General features: G+C 56.5%; 17 protein-coding genes. 9 read left to right on the forward strand and 8 right to left on the reverse strand.

Annotation, left to right across the window (positions count from 1 at the left end):
* Nucleotides 1-627: 627 nt before the first annotated feature.
* On the forward strand, nt 628-1,155 hold the full coding sequence (locus VVR27_RS00695; protein WP_251379301.1) for a Fur family transcriptional regulator: 528 nt from the start codon (nt 628-630) through the stop codon (nt 1,153-1,155).
* A 69-nt stretch (nt 1,156-1,224) separates the two neighbouring features.
* Here the strand turns inward: VVR27_RS00695 and VVR27_RS00700 are convergent, their stop codons facing one another.
* The gene (locus VVR27_RS00700; RefSeq protein WP_251379302.1) at nt 1,225-3,684 is read right to left on the reverse strand and encodes an MMPL family transporter; all 2,460 of its coding nucleotides are present in this window, start codon (nt 3,682-3,684) and stop codon (nt 1,225-1,227) included.
* Nucleotides 3,685-3,713: 29 nt separating this feature from the next.
* Entirely contained in the window at nt 3,714-5,018 is a 1,305-nt protein-coding gene (locus VVR27_RS00705) for an SseB family protein (RefSeq protein ID WP_251379303.1), read from the reverse strand.
* 200 nt (nt 5,019-5,218) lie between these two features.
* Here VVR27_RS00705 and VVR27_RS00710 point away from each other — a divergent pair, with 200 nt between their 5' ends.
* Nucleotides 5,219-6,556, forward strand: a complete 1,338-nt coding sequence (locus VVR27_RS00710) for a DUF6882 domain-containing protein (RefSeq protein ID WP_251379304.1) — start codon at nt 5,219-5,221, stop codon at nt 6,554-6,556.
* A 78-nt stretch (nt 6,557-6,634) separates the two neighbouring features.
* Nucleotides 6,635-7,552, forward strand: a complete 918-nt coding sequence (gene rarD, locus VVR27_RS00715; RefSeq protein WP_251379305.1) for an EamA family transporter RarD — start codon at nt 6,635-6,637, stop codon at nt 7,550-7,552.
* 37 nt (nt 7,553-7,589) lie between these two features.
* Here rarD and VVR27_RS00720 read toward each other — a convergent pair whose 3' ends face one another.
* The 3 genes from VVR27_RS00720 to VVR27_RS00730 all read right to left on the reverse strand — a co-directional run bounded on the left by VVR27_RS00720 (nt 7,590) and on the right by VVR27_RS00730 (nt 10,059).
* On the reverse strand, nt 7,590-8,351 hold the full coding sequence (locus VVR27_RS00720; protein ID WP_251379306.1) for an amino acid ABC transporter ATP-binding protein: 762 nt from the start codon (nt 8,349-8,351) through the stop codon (nt 7,590-7,592).
* A 32-nt stretch (nt 8,352-8,383) separates the two neighbouring features.
* A complete protein-coding gene (locus VVR27_RS00725; protein WP_251379307.1) occupies nt 8,384-9,178 on the reverse strand; it encodes an amino acid ABC transporter permease in 795 nt (264 codons plus the stop codon).
* A gap of 116 nt (nt 9,179-9,294) precedes the next feature.
* Nucleotides 9,295-10,059 (reverse strand): ABC transporter substrate-binding protein, encoded by a 765-nt coding sequence (locus VVR27_RS00730; protein WP_368546635.1) that lies wholly within the window; start codon nt 10,057-10,059, stop codon nt 9,295-9,297.
* A gap of 229 nt (nt 10,060-10,288) precedes the next feature.
* Between VVR27_RS00730 and VVR27_RS00735 the strand changes: the two genes are divergently transcribed.
* The 5 genes from VVR27_RS00735 to VVR27_RS00755 all read left to right on the forward strand — a co-directional run bounded on the left by VVR27_RS00735 (nt 10,289) and on the right by VVR27_RS00755 (nt 14,691).
* Nucleotides 10,289-10,987 (forward strand): demethylmenaquinone methyltransferase, encoded by a 699-nt coding sequence (locus tag VVR27_RS00735; RefSeq protein ID WP_346872420.1) that lies wholly within the window; start codon nt 10,289-10,291, stop codon nt 10,985-10,987.
* A 122-nt stretch (nt 10,988-11,109) separates the two neighbouring features.
* A complete protein-coding gene (locus tag VVR27_RS00740) occupies nt 11,110-12,132 on the forward strand; it encodes a polyprenyl synthetase family protein (protein WP_346872595.1) in 1,023 nt (340 codons plus the stop codon).
* Between the two features lie 309 nt (nt 12,133-12,441).
* A complete protein-coding gene (locus VVR27_RS00745; RefSeq protein ID WP_368546636.1) occupies nt 12,442-14,034 on the forward strand; it encodes a sodium-dependent transporter in 1,593 nt (530 codons plus the stop codon).
* A 3-nt stretch (nt 14,035-14,037) separates the two neighbouring features.
* Complete coding sequence (locus tag VVR27_RS00750; RefSeq protein WP_368546637.1) at nt 14,038-14,190, forward strand: methionine/alanine import family NSS transporter small subunit; 153 nt, start codon at nt 14,038-14,040, stop codon at nt 14,188-14,190.
* 120 nt (nt 14,191-14,310) lie between these two features.
* Nucleotides 14,311-14,691 carry a cupin domain-containing protein gene (locus tag VVR27_RS00755; protein WP_251379311.1) on the forward strand — a complete coding sequence of 127 codons (381 nt, stop codon included), beginning with the start codon at nt 14,311-14,313 and terminating at the stop codon, nt 14,689-14,691.
* Here VVR27_RS00755 and menD read toward each other — a convergent pair.
* Nucleotides 14,688-16,373, reverse strand: coding sequence for a 2-succinyl-5-enolpyruvyl-6-hydroxy-3-cyclohexene-1-carboxylic-acid synthase (gene menD / locus VVR27_RS00760; protein ID WP_368546638.1), 1,686 nt, complete (start codon nt 16,371-16,373; stop codon nt 14,688-14,690). The genes VVR27_RS00755 and menD overlap by 4 nt on opposite strands.
* A 208-nt stretch (nt 16,374-16,581) precedes the next feature.
* A complete protein-coding gene (locus tag VVR27_RS00765) occupies nt 16,582-17,610 on the reverse strand; it encodes an o-succinylbenzoate synthase (RefSeq protein WP_368546639.1) in 1,029 nt (342 codons plus the stop codon).
* Nucleotides 17,611-17,820: 210 nt separating this feature from the next.
* Here VVR27_RS00765 and VVR27_RS00770 point away from each other — a divergent pair, with 210 nt between their 5' ends.
* Nucleotides 17,821-19,296 (forward strand): phosphatase PAP2 family protein, encoded by a 1,476-nt coding sequence (locus VVR27_RS00770; RefSeq protein ID WP_368546640.1) that lies wholly within the window; start codon nt 17,821-17,823, stop codon nt 19,294-19,296.
* An 83-nt stretch (nt 19,297-19,379) separates the two neighbouring features.
* Here the strand turns inward: VVR27_RS00770 and VVR27_RS00775 are convergent, their stop codons facing one another.
* Nucleotides 19,380-20,294, reverse strand: a complete 915-nt coding sequence (locus VVR27_RS00775) for an MBL fold metallo-hydrolase (RefSeq protein WP_368546641.1) — start codon at nt 20,292-20,294, stop codon at nt 19,380-19,382.
* Between the last annotated feature and the right edge of the window lie 99 nt (nt 20,295-20,393).

Raw genomic sequence — 20,393 nt, forward strand, 5'->3', positions numbered from 1 at the left:
CCCGCGAACGGTCGTGTTACCTGTTGCTCTCTTTTTCTCTAGTTCTAATGTAGCGAGCATGTACGATGCAGAGCCCGCGAACGGCCCTGCACTTACTATGCCTGTCAGGTGTGGGGGGCTACCGTTCTTTTCAGCGGAGGTAGCCTCCCGGGTAGCATCGGGGGATGCTACCAAGCTTCGTTCCTTAACTGCTTCCCAGTACAGCTAAGGTCTTCCGCCCCAAGTGCGCTGGTCTCCATGACCTTTGCACATATGTTGTCCGCTATTACTATCTCTGTGATTTCCCAAGACCACAGAGAAACCGAGCCTCCGGGCCATCTGACTAGTAATAGCACCGGTCTGCTCAGTGACAGTTTTGTACTGTCATAGATAAAGAGTGGTTTTAGGGTAAAACATGACGCGAAAATTCAGAAAAAGAATAATTTTTTTGTAAAGTTTTTTTCTTATAGCATCTGACAAGGCAAAATAGCACCTTAGGGGATGTTACGAAGAGTGCTTACGCACAGCAATCTCTCTGGAGATAGCTTCAGAAAGCCGGGATTCACAGAAAAACTACCGCCAAAGTCAAAACTCGATCCACATACGCCGCTTATTGTGAAATATTCTGAACAAGCTTAAAGTGGGGGGATGACCTCTTACAATGACACCTCATCAGCAGACGGTTGCCACCACCTTCCTGGTTACACCCCAGCGCCAGCGAGCGCCCATCACGAAAGATGGTCAGCCCAGCTTCGGTCCAAAGGTAGGCGGGTTACCAAGCAAAGGCTCGCTGTTCTCACAGCGGTGCACGAGCACCCGCATTCTACAGCCGATACCATAGTCAAAGCGGTAAGAGTAGAGCTTCCTCATATCACCGTGCAGTCGGTCTACGTAGTCCTAGCTGATTTAACGGATATCAATATGTTGCGCAAGTTTGATCCCCCGGGGTCTGCTGCTCTCTTCGAAACCAGAACCGGCGATAATCACCACCACGCAGTCTGTATTAGATGCGGCAGGATTGAGGATGTCGATTGCGCCATCGGAAGCGCGCCTTGCCTGGCCCCCCAAAGCCTCAACGGTATGACTTTGCTGAGCGCGGACGTCCTCTATCAGGGTATCTGCACCAGTTGTCAGAGCAAATCAGCAGCTGAGCTAGCGGACCAGCAGGCACGCTAAGGGTCAGCGGATTTCTAACACAGTTTTGAATCACCCGTGAGCTTTGATTCAAGGCTGTGGATCCGTAACCTATTGGGCTACATGCTTGGGACTTTCTTCCTGCGTGCCTCCTTCTTTTGCCCCGAAAGGCCAGTACCAGGCCTTCTCCCCTAGAAGGTACATGGTGGCAGGAATGAAGGTGGTACGAATCAGGAATGCGTCCATGGCCACTCCAAGCGCTAGGGCGAAGCCGATGGGCCGTACCGCCGTAAGATGAGAGAATATGAAGCCGGCGAATACGGCAATCATAATCACCCCACAGGCGGTAACGACTCTGCCGCCCTGACGGTACCCCAGCAAAACGGCGTCCTGCGCAAGATGTCCAGCCCTGTGAGCGTCTCGCATGCCTGAGACGATAAAAATCTGATAGTCCACCGACAGCCCGAAGAGTATGCCGATCAGTAAGATGGGCAGAAAGGCCAGGATGGGGCCGGGTTGAGTGACCCCGAAGAAATCCCCCAGCCATCCCCATTGGTAGACAGCCACCACAGCGCCAAAAGACGCCAGGGTAGAAAGCAAAAAGCCGATTGTTGCCATGAGCGGCACCAGCAGGGACCTGAAAACAAAAGCCATAAGAACGAGGCAGAGGCTAATAACTACACACAGGTAAAGTGGCACTGAGCTGGAGATGCGCTCTGAAATTTGAAGGTTAGCGACAGTTTGACCTGTTAACCCTACAGTCGTAGCAGTTGCTTTCTCCGTGGCTTCTATTTTCTCTACCATGGAGTGCACGGTCTCAGCAGTGCTATCGGCGCTAGGTCCCTCTGCCGGGAAGAAGGCTAGGAGGGCGGTGCTTTGGTCTTTGCTGATTGCCCCAATTGCTATGCTATCGATGTCCTTAGTCGTGAGCCGGTCGGCCACATCAAGGGCGACAGCCCGCAGGCGATCCTCGTCAGTGGGTACTGCAAGAGTAACCTTCGCGTAGATAGGGCCATTAGCCCCTTCGCCAAAGTGCTCGCTGATGGAATTGTAGGCGGCAAAGGCAGTGGAGTCCGGCGTTTGGTAGGAGCCATCGGGCAGACCCAAACGGAGCGAGGCGGTGGGAATAATGGCAATGAGCAAGATTGCCAGTGATAGCAGAATCATGCTCACCGGGCGGCGGGTGACGAAGCCTCCCCAGCCACCGCGGGCACTCTCTAGCTGGGCAATTGCCTCCCTACGATTTTGGGGCAGATGCTGAGTGTCCTTGTGAGCTGGTTGGGAACAGCTCGCGGTCTCCCGCTGTTTTTTAGTGAGTACACGGTAGCCCAGAAGCGAGAGTACAGCGGGAACGAGTGTAAGAGAAGAAGTAATAACCAGGGCTACAGCGAAGGCTCCGGCCAATCCCATGATGGAGAGAAAAGGTAGGCCTGTAAGGGTCAGGGCCGCAAGCGCAATAATGTTGGTGAGACCCGCAAAAAGCACCGAATGCCCCGCAGTTGAGTTGGCATCTGCAACCGCCTCTTGTACGCCCTTGCCCGATATGAGTTCCTCGCGGAAGCGGTAAAGGATGAGCAGGGCATAGTCAATGCCTACGCCCAGCCCTAGCATCAGAGCTAGCACCGGGTCAGTCGCTGTCATTCCCACAAAAGCTGTACTGGCATAGACGAACCCAACTCCCACGCCCGCACCTACAAGCGCGAGAATCAGAGGCAAACCTGCCGCTAGAACCGTTCCGAGTGTAACGAGCAGAACCAAGAAAGCGACCGTTAGGCCGAGTGCTTCTGAGGCTCCAACCACACCAGAAACATCCGAAGCCAGTTCATAGCTGTAGTTGACCGTCATCCCCTGATCTTCAAGAACATTAAAGGCCGCAAAGATATTTTCTCGCTCTTGGGGAGTCAGCGAGTTAGGGTCCTTACTCAAAGCGAGGGTAACGAGGGCAGCTGTACCATCAGCGCTGATGGTATCTGTTTCACCGGCGAGGGCTAGCTCACGCTCGCCCGTTACTAGGCTGTCTTCTTCCCGTTTGAGATTGACTTCCGCCCGCTCAAGTTCCTTTTCCTGGGCCAGCAATTCCGGGGCAATGTCTGCGATAGCCTCTTCGCTGAGCCCTTCCGGCAATGCTGAGCGAGCTACGGCAGCAGCAGCCTTACCCTGCTCTAGCTGGGTCTGAGCTTCCGCAAGCTGAGGCCGGGCGGCCTCCAGGCCCTCCTCGGCGTCAGCTCTTTTCTCAGCAGTAATGAAGGGGTCAAGCACACCGGCGATATCGGGCAATTCAGCGGCTGAGGTAAGCGCATCTGCAACCGCTTCGCGCTGATTCGGTGAAAAGCCTGTGGACGATTCAATGATGATTTGGCCTCTAGCGACTCCTTTTTCAGGAATCTTAGCCTGTAAATCCTCTTGGACCGTTGTAAAAGCTGCACCGGGAATTGTGTACTGGGCAGTGGCGCCTTTGGACAGGGTCAGTGCTCCAACACCGGCCAACACTAAAAGGAGCAGCCATACTGACACCGTCGCTCGGGCATGCCGAGCAACAAAAAAGCCGAGGGCACGCAGGGCACCAGTCATGAGAGACTCCTGACCAAAAGCATCATGAACTACTGAGATTCTACTATTGAAATAAGTTCTCGAACCTGCTGCATAGGCAGAGTTGCATGCGGGTTAAGCGCGTTGATGCGCACCCGATCAGCATCACCCGCTGCGAGCAGTTTCAATACCTCCATCGCCGGGGCGGTGCGCACTTCAAGTGAGGGATCCAAGGCAGCTATTTCGGTGGCTGAGGTAAAGACCAAAGCCGTTTTTCCTTCCTCAGCGCCATCATTGCGCATCACCACGGGGCGGCCAGCGGTATCACCTTGACGCACTCCCATGAGAAGAACTGAGGCAGGGGCCCCTAAAGCGGTGAGCAGACTGCGCATATCACCTTCAACCAGCGCCCTCTTGGCCGGCTCGTTGTGCGGGGTGCTCACTGCCCACTGGAGCTGAGCTTTTTCAATAAAGCACTCCTGCGGTGTTTGGGGGTCAAGCACCAGCACATCAATGGCCTCATCATGGACTACCTGCAAGAAAACTTTCATGGCAGGCTCTACCTGTAGCCGCAGGTCTCCCCCACCCAACCTTGCAGCAGCGTTCTTCGCCTGTTCAGGTGAGGAGTAGGCCGTGAGAGCTTTCAAGCCGTTCGTTAAGCTCAATACCTGGTAGCGCACCTGGAGAGCACCGTTATCCGACGTAGTGCTCTGCGAGATATCCATAACGACGTTGCCGCCCTCGCATGCCCTTACCACGTTAGCGAGCGCTGCCTCGCTGCGCTGGGCAGCAAATGCTTGTAGGGCCGAGTTGAGGTAAGGGTTCACTTCGTCTACCCCGGATGCAGCGGGGGCATCAGCTATCCCCAAACCGCGACGTCCGGCTAGACGGGTGGCTGCCCACTGCGGCAGCTGACCTTCGGAACGAGGGAAGGTCTTAAGGTGGGAACGAATATCCCTGCCGGTCAGGCCTCCTTCACCACCCCAGTCCTGAGGTTCATGGGAGTAATCATAGGAGGCCCCAATCTGATACTGGGGCGAGGGCCAACCGGTAGCAATCACCACTACCGATGCGGTGAACCAGCTGCCCTGCCCCTCAACGAAAGCAGCATGCTGAAGTTTTTCAATATCAGCGACCACCGGGCTGTCTTGCTTCACCGGCCCTGTAGACCCTACGTAATCTTGACCGCCCCTCGACTCGGTGATTCTCACAAAAATAGCGTCAGATAAGGGTTTTATATCTAGCGTCAGCTCATCCCAGCCCGGTTCCAGCCGTGCCGCACCCAGCATCCAGCTACCAATACCGTTTAAGGCCTCCTGCACCATGGCGGGGCGATCTTCTGGTCTATAGCAGGGGCGGGTTTCAGACATACTCATCAGTACCTGTTCCTTGGTTTGCGGGGTTCTCGTGAAGCCCGCTCTTCACTTCTTACCTCCCATTAAACCAAGAAAGTAAGCACCAGGTCTTTGGCTCTTCTCACAGCTCACTGCTGAGCAGATAAAGAAAGTAGTAAATAGTGGACGTCTTGTAGCAGAAAATGTGCACCAACCCGGCAACAGTTGTTAGCCTTAAGGCTATGACTACAACACTGCAGGATCTGATTGACGATTCAATCTTTATTTCCACCGAATACCAGGCCCGCCTTGCTGAAATTTCAGGAGGCGCAGAATGGACGGTGGATTTCTCTGCACCGTCATTCACCCTCCAGTCTGATGACTCCGTCACCCTGACCCCCTATCTGCTCGGCACAGAGTCAGAGAACCGCGGTTCCTGGATTTGGTCCTGGCAGGAGCTCGGGCATTTCCCCGAGCGCGTGGTCTCAGCGGCAGTGCAGACTCGTACTGGCGGCGCACAACACGGTATTTCCGAACTGACCACCGATGAGCTCCCCTTGGACGAGGGTCTGGCTCGTAAGCTCACTCTGGCAGCTAAGACCCTGACCGGGGCTTACGCGCACTACCCGGTTACCGCCGGTGCAGGTGTGCGTGCCTGGATTCTCCTAGAGGGGTCACAGCTAGAACTCGATGCCCCCACCGTTAACCGTATGGGTCAGGTCATGGCGCAGGCTCTACAAACTGGTACTGCTGTGAACCACCTGCGCGCCGTAGATTCCTATGCCAAGCTACGCGGTGCCCACATTGCGTGGGACACCGAAGCAACTGCTGTCATTACTGCTACCGACGGCGCGCTGCGCCTCTGGTTTGATCAAGGCAAGATCTCAGGGATTGAAGCTGCCGAGCCTACCGTTGGAGCAGATGAATTGGCCCGCTTGGCTATAGCCGCTCAGGACCAGAGGGAACAGCTCGTCGCCGAGCGTGACGAGGTTGAGCGCCTAGCTGCAGCTGAAGCAGCTGAGCAAATGGCTGCACGCGAAGCGCAGGCTCAGGCAGCTGCTGAAGAAGCCGCCCGTGAAGACGAGGCCCGTGCCGAGGCTGCCCGTCTAGCCGAGGCTGAGGAACTGGCAGCTGAAGAAGCTCGTCTGCAGGCACTTGCTGAGGCTGAAGCTCGTGCAGCAGAAAAGGCGAAGGCTGAAGAGGTGGAGGGTACGGTATCAACCGACCGCGTCTACCCCAACGCTGACCAGCCCTTTGATCAAGAGCCCACCGAGGATGCTCAGCCCGGCCGTGTCACTACCAGCACCATTGCTGATGAGGACATCGTCACCGCAACCGAAGATGAAGATAATGAGCTGCTGACTTCCGAGGGAGAGTCCGTTCAGACCGAGCAGACCGCAGGTTCGCTGGCTGCTGGCGATCTTGAAACAAACCAGGATCAGGCTACGGAGCAGGCAGGTGGCGACATTCGCCTGGCAGGCGCAGCACCTGACTTTGAAGCCGAACGCGCTGAGGCTGCAACTAAGCCTCAGCCTAAGGAAGAGAAGAAGGGCTTCTTCAGCCGCTTCTTCGGTCTCTAAACCACCACCATCCAGATGGGGCGGTAGCACTACACAGGTGTTACCGCCCCTTCTCTGCCCCGCGTAAGACCAGGAATCATGACGCACCCAGAGAGCAAAGAGCCTGCAAACCGCGGGGTAATCTATGTTTTTCTTTGCTACCTTATTTGGGGTGTTTTCCCACTCTATTTCTTACTGACTGCCCCAGCCACACCCTTTGAAATCGTGGCGGAGAGAGTGCTCTTTAGCCTGCTTTTCTGCGCAATTTTGGTGCCGCTCACCCGCCAGTACCCAGCGCTTCGCAGGGTGCTAGCCAGACCGCGCACCCTTCTCTTACTGGGAATTGCGGGGCTGCTTATTTTTGCTAACTGGTTGCTCTACATCATTGCAACCACCAGTGGAAATGTCATGGAAGCATCTTTGGGCTACTACATCAACCCCATCGTCTCGGTAGCTCTGGGGGTAGTAATTCTAGGCGAAAAGCTGAGGACGTTGCAGTGGGCCGGTATCGCTATAGCAGCTCTAGCAGTGCTCGTCATGTGTTTCTTCTACGGGTCTGTGCCCTGGCTGGGATTGGGGCTGGCTTTTAGCTTCGGTCTGTATGGTCTGCTAAAAAAACAGGCTGGAAACGTTCCAGCGGTTGTCTCACTGACCGTTGAGACTCTACTGCTCTCACCCCTTGCCATTTTTATTATCTGGCATTTCGCAGCCACCGATCAGCTCACTCTCTTCACGCAGGGAACCGCCCACTTCTGGATTCTTGCAGCCTCAGGCTTGGTCACCGCCGTCCCCCTCTTAATGTTTGCCGGGGCAGCTTCCCGGGTGCCACTCTCGATGCTTGGCATGGTTCAATATCTGACCCCCACCATGCAGTTCGTGCTGGCTCTTTTCGTTACTCACGAGACGCTCAATACTGGCCGCTGGGCTGGCTTCATACTGATCTGGGTGGCTGCCGCCTTCTTTATCGCTGATTCGGTACAGGTCCTAAAAGCACAGCGCCGGCTGAGAAAAATCTAGCCGGCGCTGGGAGGTTTCAGGGCGTGTGCCCCGCTTTTTACTGGGCGGTGGGGTTGAGTACGCGCGAGAGGAAAAGCTGAGTGCGCTGATGCTGGGGGTTGCCGATGACCTCATGGGCGGGACCCTCTTCAACAACAACACCACCGTCCATAAAGACCACGCGGTCAGCGACGTCGCGGGCGAAGGCCATTTCGTGGGTCACCACAATCATGGTCATCCCCTCGGCGGCGAGCTGGCGCATAATGCTGAGTACATCCCCCACGGTTTCGGGGTCCAGGGCGCTGGTCGGTTCGTCAAAGAGCATGAGTTGGGGGTCCATGGACAGGGCACGGGCGATAGCCACGCGCTGCTGCTGACCGCCCGAGAGCTGATCGGGGTGGCGGCCTGCCTTGTCAGCTAGGCCCACCTTTTCGAGGTTCTCGAGGGCAATCTTCTGAGCTTCAGCCTTGGACCGTTTCAGCACCTTGATCTGAGCAACGGTGCAGTTTTCAAGCACGGTGAGGTGGGAGAAAAGATTGAATTGCTGAAAGACCATGCCCACATTAGTGCGCATCTTGTCGATATTTACGTCCGGGTCAGTAACCGAGTGACCCGCAACTTCGATCAGGCCTGAGTTGGGAGTCTCCAGAAGATTGACGCAGCGTAGCAGGGTGGATTTACCCGAGCCAGATGGGCCGATGAGACAGACCACTTCACCGGGGCTGACGTTGATATCAATACCTTTGAGCACTTCAACTTCACCGTAGGACTTGTGCAGATCCTTGATAGTGACTGAGGCGGGAGCAGAATGTGATGTCATGAGGTGTCCTTAGACGTAGAGCTGAACCGAATTTACTTACGGGAACGCGCGCCAGCACGCTTCTCGAAGTGGCGGGCAAGCAGCCCTAAGGGAACGGTAATAATAAGATAGCAAGCGCCCGCTACGACCAGGGGTGTTAGACCAGCGCCGCTAGCTGAAATGCCCTCACGCCCAAACTTGGTGAGTTCGTACTGGGCCACAGACATGCCCAGCAGGTAGACCAGGGAGGAATCCTTGGTGAGCAGGATGATTTCGTTGGTCAACGGGGGCAGAACAATACGGAAGGCCTGGGGGATGATAACGGTCATCATAGCGCGGGAGTGCCCCATACCCAATGAGCGGGCAGCCTCATACTGACCCTTGGGCACTGCCTCAAGGCCGGCACGTAGCACTTCACCGATGTAGGCTGCTGAGACCATACCTAAAGCAAGCATAACCGTGACGTAGTTGTTGAGACGCAGACCGAATGCCAACGGAATACCGTAGCCAAAAGCAATGAAGACTAGCAGGGCGGGTAGACCGCGGAAAAGCTCAATGTAAAGTGTGGATATCCAGCGGTATGGTGCAATGGAAGAAATCTTCATCAACGCCAGCAGCACACCCAGGCTGAGCCCCACCACGAAACCCAGCGCGGTATAGATAAGGGTGTTCTTGAGGGCTACCGTGATAACGCCCGGGAACTGGTGGGCAATAATGTCTGGGTTGAAGACTTTATCGCGCAGGGTGCCCCAGTCCGCGACAATCACCAGCACGATTGCAATCAGAGCCAGCAGCGCATACTGCGAGTAGCGCCAGTAGTTTTGTTTCTGCCGGGGTGACAGTGCCATGATCAAGTTTTCCGTTCGTTGGCAGGTCAAATATGGATAAAGGGCAGGACGCCGCAGCGCGGGTTTCGCGCGAAACCCGTTCTGCGGCGTCCTTGCTTCAGAGTATGAGAACCAGTTTACTCAGAAATACCCAGGTACTTCTCACGAAGATCGGCCATACGGCCATCTTCTTCCATAGCTGCCAAGGTCTTGTTGGCAGCCTCAAGAAGATCTGAATTCTCGGTAGCAACCGCACCAGCAATCTGCTCACCGGTTTCAATCTCTTCAACAACAGTGAGAGTCTCATCGCTGGTCAGCATTTCTGAGAGCACGGTGATGTTACCGACTACGGCATCTACCTGGCCGGTCTGCACAGCCTGCAGCAGAAGACCGTTGTCTTCGTACTGCAGGGTATTAGCACCGGCGTCCTGGGCGTACTTTTCACCGGAGGTTGCCTGCTGCACGCCAACCTTGGCGCCTGACAAGTCAGCAGCACCGGTAATGGATGAACCTGACGGAACCAGCACAGCGAGGTTGTCATCGACATAAGCCTCGGTGAAGTTCATAACGCTCTTGCGTTCTTCGGTGATGGTGATACCTGAAAGTGCTAAATCACACTGCCCTGAGGACAGTGCAACGCCCGACTGGATTCCCTCAAAAGACGTGCTGAACATTTCTGAAGTGACGCCGAGGTCTTCAGCAATAGCCGCGGCGATGTCAGCGTCCAGACCTACAATCTTGCCGTTCTCTTCGTATTCGAAGGGGGCGTAGGGAGGGTTGGTGCAGACAGTCAGCTTGCCCTCTGCAATGAGAGAGATGCCGGATTCAGTGGTACCGCCACTGGTTCCGCAAGCAGTCAACATCAGGGCTGCCGCAGCGAGGGCAAAGGGTGCTTTCTTCATGAGGTGTCCTTAAAAAGTGTGGGCATAAAGCAGTATCTGATGTCCTATTGTGCCTGTAGCTGAGTAAAAATTCAAGATAATGCATGAATATACATAGCTATATTTAAATATCCTACCTCACACCATATGACCTATCAGTAACCAAAGACTCCCCCACCACCTCCAAGATTCTTTAAGCCCCCGCCATAACCAGCATGAGCTTTAGGAGCAAACATGAAAGAATGGCAGGGTGAACCGAGCAGACCTTAACAAAAAGACCACTGACATCTCTTCAATGTTTGACCAGGTAGCTGAACGCTATGACCTGATGAATGGCATTATGTCGCTGGGTCAGCACATATACTGGCGCCAACAAACCGTCGCCGCCGTAGACGCCCGTCCCGGCCAAAAGGTATTGGATATTGCAGCCGGCACCGGCACTTCCTCCGAGCCTTTTGCCGACGCTGGGGTGAAGGTTGTTGCTGCTGACCTATCAGAAGGAATGCTGGCAGTGGGCCGGCGCCGCCGCCCTGACATCGAGTTTGTTCAGGCAGATGTCACCAACCTACCCTTCGCCGACGAGGAATTCGACGCCGTCACCATGTCCTACGGGCTACGCAATGTGGCTGACTACCCTCAGGCGCTTCGTGAACTTTACCGAGTGACCAAACCTGGCGGACGCATCGTGATTAACGAATTCTCCACCCCCACCTTCACTCCCTTCCGCCTGGTCTACCGCAATTACATCATGAAGCTGATTCCACCGGTGGCACGGGCAGTTTCATCCAACCCTGAAAGCTATGTCTACCTCGCTGAATCCATTCTTGCCTGGCCCAACCAGGATGAACTGGCGCGCCACTTCCGTGAGGCCGGCTGGCAGGACGTGCAGTATCGCAACCTTACCGGCGGTATTGTGGCCCTCCACCGCGGTTTCAAACCCAAAAACTAAACCGAAAGATGCCGGTAGACTAGAAACCGGCCATCTCTTGTACGCGCACGTTGCGCACCCCCAAGATTGTGAAAGACATCGTGACTGAACCCACCGGCTCACCCCTAGCGGCAGACGCCCTCATGCCCGAAGCTGACTTCAACCTGCCCAAGGGCTTTGACCTCATTGCCCAGGACCCTGTGCTGGGGCCCAAGATTCTAGAGGCTCTCACTGAGGTTGAGGTACGACTGGAGCGCGCTGTAGCCCAGACCAATCACCTCGCTGATGTTGCCTCACGCCACCTGCTCTCCGCAGGCGGCAAACGGGTGCGCCCCCTCTTGACACTCCTGGCAGCTGAAACCGGTGGCGGCATTAATGACCGCGTCATTGACGCTGCCGTGGTGGTTGAGCTAACCCACCTTGCAACGCTGTACCACGACGATGTCATGGACGATGCCCCCAAGCGTCGCGGTGTGGATACCGCTCAGAATATTTGGGGTAATTCTGTGGCTATTCTGACCGGTGACCTCATCTTCTCGCGAGCTTCCCTGATTGTTTCGGAGCTGGGCGGACGCGCCCTAGCGGTGCAGGCTCAGACCTTTGAGCGACTGGTCTTGGGTCAGCTCTTCGAAACAACCGGCCCTGAGAAACACGAAGACCTGCTTACTCACTACATTAAGGTCATTGAGGGCAAGACTGGCTCTCTGATTGCAGCCGCCGGGTCCTACGGCACCATTCTCTCGGATTCACCGGAAGCAACCGTGCAGATGCTGACCCGCTACGGTGAGCTCGTAGGCGTAGCCTTCCAGCTGGCAGATGACGTCATTGACGTCACCAGCTCTGGTGTGGCGTCCGGCAAAACCCCCGGTACCGACCTGCGCGAAGGCGTACCGACCCTGCCCACCATTCTGCTAAACCGCGCAGCCGCAACAGGCGACCTGGAAGCCCAACACGTGCAACAGATAATCCGCGGAGACCTCAACAGCGACGAGGCACTCGCAGAGGCTGTGGCGGCCCTATCCGCCCACCCGGTCACCGAAGAAGCCTGGCAGGTAGCCTACCGCTGGGCTGATGATGCCATCGCAGCTATTGAGCCCCTGCCTGCCTCAATCATTAAAGAAGCGCTTAAATCATTTGCACACGCCGTGGTGCACCGAGATAACTAGTCGACCAAGTACTTCTCAAGTGCCCGCCAGCCCTCAGGGCTGGCGGGCACTGCTGTTTATAATACAAACCAAAGGCCACCATATGAGATTTGATGTGTAGAATAGCTTCATTACTGCGTTGAGAGTTATGTTTCAACACAGCACAAGGTCGGTTACCCACCGGTAACCTTGCCTTCAGGCTCAGCAGCACACCCAGCCGCAGGCGCCCGCATCAATAACCAGCACCACCTACGTGCCCAGGTTCAGCAGCACCTTAAGCGCCGTCCACGGTGCCCTTTTTATATGTACACACACTGAGGAACTACCATCATGAGTTCTACCTCAACTAGCGCACCCAAAAAGCGCGAAGGCTTCTCAAGCCGCAAGGTCTTTATTTTTGCTGCCATCGGTTCAGCCGTGGGTCTTGGCAACATCTGGCGTTTCCCCTACGTTGCCTATGACAATGGCGGCGGTGCCTTTATGATCCCCTACCTGGTCGCACTGTTGACTGCCGGTCTGCCCTTCCTTTTCTTTGACTACGTCATCGGTCACCGTGCCCGTGCGTCCTCCCCACTCGCCTTCCGCCGACTAAACCGTAAAACCGAATTCATCGGCTGGTGGCACATGGGCATCAACTTCATCATCGCTGTCTACTATGCAGCGATTCTGGCCTGGGCCGCGCGCTACGTCATTTATTCTTTCACCCACGAATGGGGCGATGACCCAGCGACCTTCCTGATGACTGACTTCCTGCAGGTCTCAGACCCCGCAGCCGGAGTCACCTTTGACTTTGTGCCCGGCATCCTGATCCCCATCATGATTATCTGGGTTCTCTTGGCCGTTGTTATGTCTCTGGGCGTGCAGAAGGGTGTTGGCCTCGCCAACATCTTCTTCATCCCCCTGCTGGTCGTCATGTTTATTGGCCTCGTTGCCTACTCACTGACCCTCAACGGCGCATGGACCGGCCTTGACGCCCTCTTCACCCCTGATTGGTCAGCACTGACCCGACCCGAAGTATGGGTAGCAGCTTACGGTCAGATCTTCTTCTCACTGTCCATCGGCTTTGGCATCATGATTACCTACGCCTCCTACCTTAAGAAGAAAACCGACCTCACCGGAACCGGCGCTGTCGTTGGCTTCGCCAACTCAGGCTTCGAGTTGCTGGCAGGCATCGGTGTCTTCGCAGCTCTGGGCTTCATGGCAACCGCAGCAGGCATCGGCGTCTCGGAGGTAGCCACCTCAGGTATCGGCCTCGCCTTCATCGCCTTCCCCACCATCATCTCTCAGGCACCGGGAGGCACCCTCATCGGCGTGCTCTTCTTCAGCTCCCTGCTCTTCGCCGGTTTCACCTCCATCATCTCCATTGTTGAAGTGATCGTTGCCGGCATTGAGGACAAGTTCAACCTGGGCCGAGTACGTTCAACCCTGCTAGTGGTCCTGCCTATCGCCATCATCTCAACCCTGCTGATGGCAACCACTTCGGGCCTCTTCGTCCTGGACATCCTCGATAACTTCGTCAACCAGTTCGGCATTCTCGCCGCAGGTTTGGTCTCCATCTTTGTGGTCGCCTACCTGGTACGAGCCCTCCCCACCCTGCGCGATCACATCAACGCTCGCTCCTCCTGGAAGATGGGTAAGCTCTGGATGATCCTGCTGGCAGGCGTCACCCCGCTTATTCTGGGCTACTCACTGGTTAACACCTTCATCACCCTCATGAATGAGCCCTACGAAGGTTACCCGGCAGAAATGCTCAACATCTTTGGTTGGGGCATGGTTGTCGTCTTGCTGATCGCAGCGGTTATTGTTTCTCTGCTCCCCTGGCCTAAGACCTCACGCGCATCACTGACCCCGCCGGCTCCCCCCGTTTCAGGCGGCAAAGTGCAGCACGACCACGTTGATTCAGCCGCACAGAAAGGTCTATAAGCCATGAGCACACCGGCAATCATCATGCTATTTATTTCAATCGCCCTCATCTGGGGCGGGCTAGGCGCCGCTCTAGTGCACATGTCCCGTCACCCCGATGAAGCGGGCAGTGAAGCCAACGATGGCAGCGAAGTACCTGCGTCCACCCAGCTCTAGCTAGCTCTCTGCATAGAAAGTGCCCCGGCAGTTATTGCGATAGCTGCCGGGGCACTTTTATGCTGCTGAATAGAGGGGTAAATTAGTGTAATAGATACTAATTTATGAGAGGTTAGCGCCATGCCCGGAACTCACGAAGGAACAGCCCTTGTCTTCCCCCACCTACCCCAGGCACTCAAGCCTTTTGACACCAAGCCCCAAGCGAGAAAACTGGTGGATGCTGACGGCGCCAACCTGGTCTTGCTCAGCTTCAAAAAGGGGCAAATATGGCGTGAACACCATTCGGTGCACCCTGTAGTAGTTCAGGTGCTTTCCGGAGCTGTTGATTTTGAAGTCAAGGGGCAGATTTTGCAGCTTCAGCCCGGCTCGCCCATCCACTTGACTGCTTATCTGCTGCACGAGGTACGCGCCACTGAGGATGCCACAGTCATGGTTACCATGCTAACCGGCGAGCGTCATGACTCCGCCCGTATCAATCTAGACGGGGTGCACGCCCTCTAGGGGTGTACAACCTCCAGACTGATGCCGTTCTTGCCCCAGGCTGACGCCAGCTCTTCGAGATTGGCGCTATGCGGGGTGATGAAAAAGCGCTGGACGGTAGCACCGAACTGCTGCGTGCGCCCCAACTGACCATGTTCAAGGGTGGCAAAGATGCCGCCGCCACGGTCATCCAGCACGAGAATTTCAACATCGGGGGTGCGCTCTAGGGGACCAATATTGAGGGCACCAAGATCATGGAGGAAGGTCAGATCTCCGCAGAGCACTCGCACCTTTGTGTTGAGCGCCAGTGAAATCCCGCTAGCGGTGGCAATAGTGCCATCAATACCGGCTAAGCCTCGGTTAGCAAAAACTTGGGGGCTGCGAGCAGCGGCAGGAGCCACCAGGTCAAGATCACGGATAAGGTTCGAAGACCCCAACAGAAGCACTGCGTCATCTTCAAGGCAGGCCTCCCAGGCGCGCAGTGCCAGGGAGAAGCCGGGGACGCGGGGGTCATTCTCAGCGTTATACATTCCGCTGGTGCGGTAATCTGCAACTTTCCGGCGCAGTGTTTCTTGCAGCTCTGCCCCGGCCTGCGCCCAGGCGTCTAACCAAGGCTGCCCCTGGTCAGTTTTACTGTCACCACCACCAGCGAACTCTGCTAACTGGTGCAGGCTTTCTAGACCGGGGTAATCCAGCGTGCCAGGCTGATGCCAGGGAGCCGGGTTGGGCTCATAGATGGCATGGTCAACACCCTTATTAGCTAGCAGGGCAGCAACTGGGCGGCTAAGCGTTGTGTGGCCAAAAATCACGGCTCGCTCAATCTGCTGACCCAGTTCACCGGCTAATATCTGGCGATAGGCTGGCACAGCAACCGGTGAGAACCGAGCATTCGAGGAGGGCTCAGCCAGCAGGGGCAGGCCCAGTTTTTGAGCAAACCGCTGAGCAACTGCACCTGCTCCATCACCGGCAACAACCACGGTGCGGTGGGGTTTTGCGGGTAGGTCATCGGAGCGCAGCCAATCTTCAGCGGTGAGATCAAGGTGGCGGGGGTGACGCGGGGCAGTAGCTGACGCCACCTCCTGCAAAGACTGCGCCCAGCGTTGAAGAATCTGCGCATCAGCTTCATGAGGTGTCAGCGGAGTATCGAAAGCAATATTGAGGTGTACTGGGCCAACCGGCTGGCCAGAGGGCTGACCCCAACTCTCGGGGTCTCGCCCGGTGAGCGCCGCAAGGGCACGATGGAAGACAATATTTTGGGGATCGTCATCAGCCGCTGTGTAGTTTTCTAGGGCAGCAAAGGCACGCACGTGGCGCCCCAAAAGGGCACTTTGATCGGTGGTCTGATTAGCTCCGGTGCCCTGCAGGCGTGCAGGCCTGTCAGCAGAAAGGACGGCAAGAGGAGCCCCTGAATGATAAGCCTCCATAACTGCAGGCAAGCACTCCCCCACCGCTGTGCCGCTGGTAGTGACTACCCCTACAGGGGCTCCGCTGACACGGGCGATACCGAGGGCAGTGAAAGCAGCAACCCTCTCATCGATGCGAACATGCGCTTCTATCACGCCGGCGTCCACCAGTGCACCGATAGCGTAGGTTAGTGGGGCCGAACGGGACCCTGGCGAAACGAGGACGTGCCGCATGCCCGTGCGCACCAGGGTGTCGAGCACGGTCACAGCGGTCATGATGGAGGGGCTAGGTGAAGTCACCTCACCAGTTTACTCCGCCTGGGCTTGCGGGCTTCTTTTTTAGCCTCCGTCTTAGCTGCTGCGGGGACAGGCTGCATGTAGAACAGGTCAGCCATAAGCCCTCCTTGCTAAAGCGTCCGGTCATCACAGTCTACAACAGGAAGTGACCCAGCCCATAGGAGTTGTATCAACAATGGAGTAGCCGCGCACAAGACCCCACCAGCGATGATTAAGGCCTCTGGGTCTCTAACAGGCGGTAGCAGTCCCTGATGCGGTGATGCCAGTGAGCCACACGATCAGCCGGTGCCGCCAGTTCTTGAAGCAGAACTGGGTCAGGTTCCACATCGCGCAAGGGTAGCTGTCCGTCCACCGCCACCAGTGGGTTGCTGGTGACATCCTTACTCATCAGAGATACCGTACCTAGCCCGCACCCGTAGGGTAAATCTGACAGGGCAGCCGCGAGCGCGGCGCCCGTCCGGATCCCCACTGAGCTTTCCAGGGCAGAGGAGACCACAGCGGGCAGTCCTGCAGCTTCAACGATGCTCAGTGCTCGGCGTACCCCACCCAGCGGTGCCGCTTTGATGATGAGCAGGTCTGCTGCTCCTAGGCGAGCAACGCGCAGGGGATCTTCTGCCTTACGCACAGACTCGTCAGCGGCGATCAGCAGGAGGTTGCCCGCAGAGCGCAGTGCCTCTCGCACCTTCGCCAGCCCTTCCACCGTTTCCACGGGCTGCTCAGCGTAGATAAGGTCATAGTCAGAAAGAGCTGTGAGTGCTTGCACTGCCTGATCTTCTGACCAGCCCATATTGGCATCGATCTTGAGACGGGCGTCCGGCAAGCACCTGCGGACTTCTGCAAGACGGGCACAGTCCTGCGCCAGCGATTCTGCAAAGGGCCGCCCCGGCTCGGCAACTTTTACTTTGACCTCGTGAACTTCTCCACGGTAGCTCGCCAGGACGCCAGCGACCTGCGCCGGTGGGACAGCGGGTACGGTGGCATTGAGGGGCACTGATTCCCGCAGCGGAGCGGGATAGCCCAGCCAGGCGGCTTCGAGGGCGCAGGCGAGCCAGGCGGCGGCCTCGTCGGGTTCATATTCCAGAAAGGGAGCGAATTCTCCCCAGCCTGCTGGGCCTTGGATAAGAGCCGTTTCGCGTAGAGTTACCCCGCGGAACTTGACGCGCATAGGCAGATGCACCACACGCGTCTGAGCTAGCACTGTTTCAAGCGGCGGCAGGGAACCGTCAAAAGGGTCAAGCATGCCTCAAATCTACCCCACCTGCGAGAGGGCAGAGGACTGCCGCATGCCGCGACCGTGCACCGAATACTCCGGCGGCTCCCAGGAAAGACTCATGTGGGTTTGCCACAATAGCTATCAGTCAAGGTTTTGCCCGCAGTTTTCCTTGCGAGGCTACCGATTGGTAGGCTCGAGGAAGTTCTCGCATTTTCAGAAAGGTAGTTGGGGGTCACTGTGAATTTTGAGAAGCGCACCGACCGCGCTCATGCCGCTCCGCCTGAAGATGCAACAGAGGTGCTTCCCCCGAGCACATACCCTCAACGGGGCGCCGACCATGACGCTACTATTGTGCTACCTACCCGGCACTATAATCGCGCAGAGAATACCGACGCCACTGTTGTGCTACCCGTTTCACGGGAGGGTCGCCCCGAGGCGTCCTATAAGGCCAGCGCCAAAACCTCTCATACCGCTGATACTGCAGTGCTCACTGATGCAACGGAGCCACTTGCTACGACTCGCCCAGCCTCAGTAGGGTCCCGTCTGCTCTCGTCGGTTGCCACCCAGGGAAAACGAACCGCAGAACGGGTCAAAAAAGAAAGATCTGCCCGAAAGGCTGAAAAGACGCAGAAGAAGAGCGACAAACCAACTTCAGCGCCCACCGTGCCCGGCACCCAGCAGTTCACCCCACCAGCTGCTCAGTACAACCCCGGCAAGCTCATGTTTGGTGGCAGAATGAGCAACCATCAGCCTCCCACCTACGGGTCGTCGCAGGTCGCCCCGGCTACCTCTGCCGAGAATTCCCCCTCGGGCAGACTGCACATGCTGACTCCCTCGCACCTCCGCCAGACTCGCCCTTCCCTCTGGACGCTTTTGCAGCACTTCTTTGCGGCCGGGACGATGGCCTTCCTGCTCATTGCTGCCATGGTCTTCTTTATTACTACCCCCGCCGGTCAGCAGCTAGATGAAACCTCCTTCCAGGAGTTCTCCTACCGGTTCATGCTCTACACCCAGCAGACCTCTAATCTGCTGGATATGATCCCAGCAGCAGCGGGCGTTATTGCAGCCGTGGGCATTCTCTTTGTGCTGATTTGGAAGCACCGCTTTGTGCCAGCCCTGGTGGGCCTGGGAATGGCGATAGGTGCTAACATCACCACTCAGCTGCTCAAGAACTATTTCATCGTCAAACCCAACCTGGGTATACAAGAGGCAACTATCAACTCAGCACCGTCCGGTCACACGACCTTTGCTGCAGCTGCCGGATTGGCACTTTTCCTGGCCTCGCCCAAACGTTTCCGGCCCACGATGGCGCTTTTTAGCATGGTATTCACGGTTGCTGCCGGTTACTCCACCGTGGTCAATGGCTGGCACCGCCCCTCCGACGTCATTACCGCTATTCTCGTCACCGGGCTTTGGGGCATTCTGGGGCTCATCATTCTCCGCTTCATGCGCTCTGAGGAGCTGGACATGAGTGATACTCAGCGCTCGGGGCTTATCCTGGTCCCCCTCCTCACTATTACGGGTTTCTTTGTGGGGTTCTGCGCTTTCTCGCTCTACTGTGTCACTTGGTTCAACCCCATCCCGGGTAGCTCTTTCGTGGCAGCAATCTGCATGATTGCAGCGGTAGCGGCGCTGACCACCAGCATGCTCATCGCCCTGCTCCGGCCACAGAACAAGCAGCGCAGTGCCTACCGCAAGGTTTGGGTCTACTAGAAACCGTGCCTACTCATAAAAATGAGGGCGCTGACTCCCCTACCAAGTAGGAGAGCCAGCGCCCTCTATTGTTGTACTAGCCTTTAGCCGTTGCCCAGGGTAATGGGCCCGGTGAGCCCTGAAGGCTCAGTGGCATCAAAGTTAACGGCGGCAAGGGGCTGACCCTGCTCTTCAAAGCTCTGCAGCTTCCGCAAGCGATCAAGCAGAATGCGGGTAGAGCCACCTGAGTAGGGTAGCTGATACATCGAGGCAGTCGTTGTCCCCTTCACGCGGGTAAGTGCCGATTCAGAAATTTTCTGGATGGCGTCCTGCATAGTTTCTGCCATGCGCTCAATGAAGGTACGCTCCACGGGGGTGCCGTGGCCGGGCACGAAGATGCGGTAGCGATCCAGCCCCACCAGCGTCTGAAGGGTTTTGACCCAGAGCTCCGGGAAGGAGTCATCGAAGGCGGGGTCTGAGCCTTGCTCCACAATGTCACCGGTAAAGAGAACGTCATCGACGCCCACCAAAATGTCATTATCGGTGTGTGCAAGCCCCAGGTATATGAGGGTGATAGCACGTTCACCCAGTTCGACGCGGGTAAAGGCGGGGCGGGTACCGTCACCGGGCAGGAAGCGGGTGGGGGGCACAAGCTCAGTGTTGGGGCCCTGAGCATGCGCCATTTCGGGTTCTAGCACCTCGACGTAGGGGCGTTGGGTGTCCCCGTACTTTTCGATGGCGCGGCCTGCGCGGGGGTGGGACCAAAAATCAGTGACACCGTCTGCTTTGAAAACAGCGTTGCCCATGAAGCGGTCAAAATGAGCGTGGGTGTTCACCGCGACCAGGGGAAGGTCTGTAATACGCCTGATGGCGCGCAGAATTTCGGCACCCTGGCGCGGGCCAGCACCGGTATCAACAATCATGGCGCGCTCAGCACCAACGATCAGACCGGAGTTGAGACGGTAGTTATCAGTCGAAATCTGATAAATGCCGTCGGCAATTTCAATTGTTCTAGCCATACTTCTAAAGTTACTGGAAATCTTCGCCCTATTTACCCTAAAAGTGCACTGTGTGCACCGGTTTCTTGAGGCTAACCATCAATAAGCGGAGAGTTTTCC

Source organism: Rothia sp. LK2492 (genome assembly GCF_040946345.1).
Classification (GTDB): Bacteria; Actinomycetota; Actinomycetes; order Actinomycetales; family Micrococcaceae; genus Rothia; species Rothia endophytica.